Here is a 2,398-nt window from a genome sequence, read left to right on the forward strand (position 1 = left end):
AGCTAATTGCTTTATCGGCTGACTGTTTAGGTAATGCGATAATTAAACCGACACCACAGTTAAAAGTTCGGTACATTTCGTGACGACTAACATTGCCAGCTTGTTGTAGCCAATTAAAGATGGCTGACCATTGCCAACTTGCTAAAATTACGCCAGTGGCAGAAAAGCTAGCAGCACGCTTTGCCCACAAAGGCGTTCAAAAAGCGTTTAATCTATTTGCTATGCGTACAATATTATTCCGTTTTGCAGGTGCAGTTGGCATACTGGCTTTGGTTTTAGAGTTACTTTATGACTATTTTTCTGACGATGAAATTCAAGTTTGGATCACCTATTCTGCTTTAGGAGTACGTAAAGGTGAGCTAAGATTTAAGATGAGTTTCGATCAAATTAGCGCATTTAAAGAACTTAGTCTGTTTGTTGAAAAACTTCAAGAAGAGAGCGGTGTTAATCTTTCCCAAATTGACAAAAAAGCGATTGAAAGTATGAAAAACGATTACGAGTCTATTTTATTAACGACTCAAAATAATGTTCATAAATGGCTTAAATAAAAAAGGGCATGCGTGCCCTTATTGTTCAAGCGGGGGATAGCCTGGCCAGTAATTTTCAAATGGCAGCTCTCCCATAGTAATAGCATATTTACGCCAAAGTTGAGCTTGTGTAATATCTTGTGCCTCGCCTTTATAATAATAGCTTAAATAAGTCATGGTCTTATAGTAACCTTGTATTGACTTTTTTACTAAGTAACGTTCTTTTAATGGTGTAATTTCACCCACTGTTTCACCTAATATTACTGACCATGTTGGTCTAGGCCAAATTTCTATAGGACCTATTCCATTGGTAAGATTCAACTGATAGATTCTATTGAAAAATTGAAATTTTTCAGTAATATAGTCTTCATCACTGGAATCGGTTATTTGAAATTTTTCTCGGCGTGGTTTTTTATAATCTTCAATTTTAGCTTTAAGTGAGTATTTTTTATAATTTTCGTTAGTTTCAATACGCCAGATAACATCTTCTAGATTATTATCAGGCATAACACGAAAAGCCTGCACCAAAGTGTCAAAACCTTTAGGTACATCTTGCTCAGTGCCAAGTCCTTGCATATACATAAAGGCCAGTGTTTTAAGCGCTGGTGGGCATTTTTGTTTAGCGGCCTTTTGGTATAACTCAAAGGCTTTTTTTTCGTCTTTTTCAACACCGATACCGAATAAATAAAAATAAGCTAAATTGGTTTGGGCAAGGGCATGGCCTTTATTGGCCGCTTTTTGATACCATTCGATAGCTTTAGCCAAATCAGGCTCAACGCCTTGACCAAATTCGCTCATTGGGTAAATTGCGCGGGAATAAGGGTCAGAGGGTAATTGAAATTCATAAGGGGCAAATTTGGCTTCGATATAGGGTAAATCAGGGTCAGTATTTTTGCCGTTTTCATCAAAAAAGTAGTTGCGAGGCGGTTTACCGCCTGAGCCGTTTTCGTAGATATAGCCAATACTATTTTGCGCATCTAGATTACCTTGAGCCGCCGCTTTTTCAAACCAGCTTAATGCAACAGGAAAATTATTAAACTCATCGCGGTATATGGCACCTAAATTATATTGGGCTTTAGCCAGTCCTTGAGTCGCGGCTTTTTCGAACAGTAATCTGGCTTTGGTATGATAGCCTTTATGCAATAGGGCATCTTGATAATAAATTTCCCCAAGGCTATTTTGGGCATTGGCATCACCTTTATCGGCTAGTTTGGTACAAATAGCGATATTGGCTTCATCTTTTTTTAGTGGCAAACATTTTGTGTTGGTTTTAGCAGAACTAGGCAATGATAACCCAACTAACATAATCAATAAAAGGGATAATTTGGTGTGCGCTAACATAAAGTATTCCAGTTGATTGTTCGATAAAACATCAGTTTATCATAAAATATTTCTAGATAAAACAGACCATTAATGCCGAATAGCCTGACGCAGAAGATGAAATTTAAGTAGCGATTTACTACTGGAAATAGCCGCAAATTTTCACAACCAAAGCTGAATTTATTCTTTAATAAACAACAGATTTTTAAGGTAATGGGAGATTTATGCAGAAACTTATGCAAGTTTATTTATTAAATGCATATTTCGTTTATAAAAAGATTAATACTTTTCAAACTAGTTTAGTTTTAGAGATCTGTTTATTTATATTGAAAGGTCTTGAGCCAAAAAAGACTTATATATTCTTCATGGTTTATGGTGTTTAGAAGAATAATATAAGTCATAAATTATTTACTTGATAATAACACGTTCACTTGATGTAGCGTGCTTAATTTCACCTAATAACCACGCTTTTTCACCATGGTTATTTAGTAAGCTAATTGCTTTATCGGCTGACTGTTTAGGTAATGCGATAATTAAACCGACACCACAGT

2 protein-coding genes and 1 pseudogene are annotated in these 2,398 nt (G+C 35.9%); 1 reads left to right on the forward strand and 2 read right to left on the reverse strand.

The window, feature by feature from the left end; translation table 11 throughout:
• Positions 1 to 142 (reverse strand): annotated as a pseudogene (locus GQ598_RS11160) (AIR synthase-related protein); the annotation flags it as partial.
• A 79-nt stretch (positions 143 to 221) separates the two neighbouring features.
• Here GQ598_RS11160 and GQ598_RS10770 point away from each other — a divergent pair.
• Entirely contained in the window at positions 222 to 548 is a 327-nt protein-coding gene (locus tag GQ598_RS10770; protein WP_160404116.1) for a hypothetical protein, read from the forward strand.
• 18 nt (positions 549 to 566) lie between these two features.
• Here GQ598_RS10770 and GQ598_RS10775 read toward each other — a convergent pair whose 3' ends face one another.
• Positions 567 to 1,868 carry a tetratricopeptide repeat protein gene (locus GQ598_RS10775; protein WP_160404117.1) on the reverse strand — a complete coding sequence of 434 codons (1,302 nt, stop codon included), beginning with the start codon at positions 1,866 to 1,868 and terminating at the stop codon, positions 567 to 569.
• Positions 1,869 to 2,398: the final 530 nt, after the last annotated feature.

Source organism: Gilliamella sp. Pas-s95 (assembly GCF_009795795.1).
Lineage (GTDB): Bacteria > Pseudomonadota > Gammaproteobacteria > Enterobacterales > Orbaceae > Gilliamella > Gilliamella bombicola.

Bases quoted from the DNA above. Each gene is read 5' to 3' on its own strand.
- GQ598_RS10770 (WP_160404116.1), top strand. From the start codon at position 222: ATGCGTACAATATTATTCCGTTTTGCAGGTGCAGTTGGCATACTGGCT.
- GQ598_RS10775 (WP_160404117.1), bottom strand. From the start codon at position 1,868: ATGTTAGCGCACACCAAATTATCCCTTTTATTGATTATGTTAGTTGGG.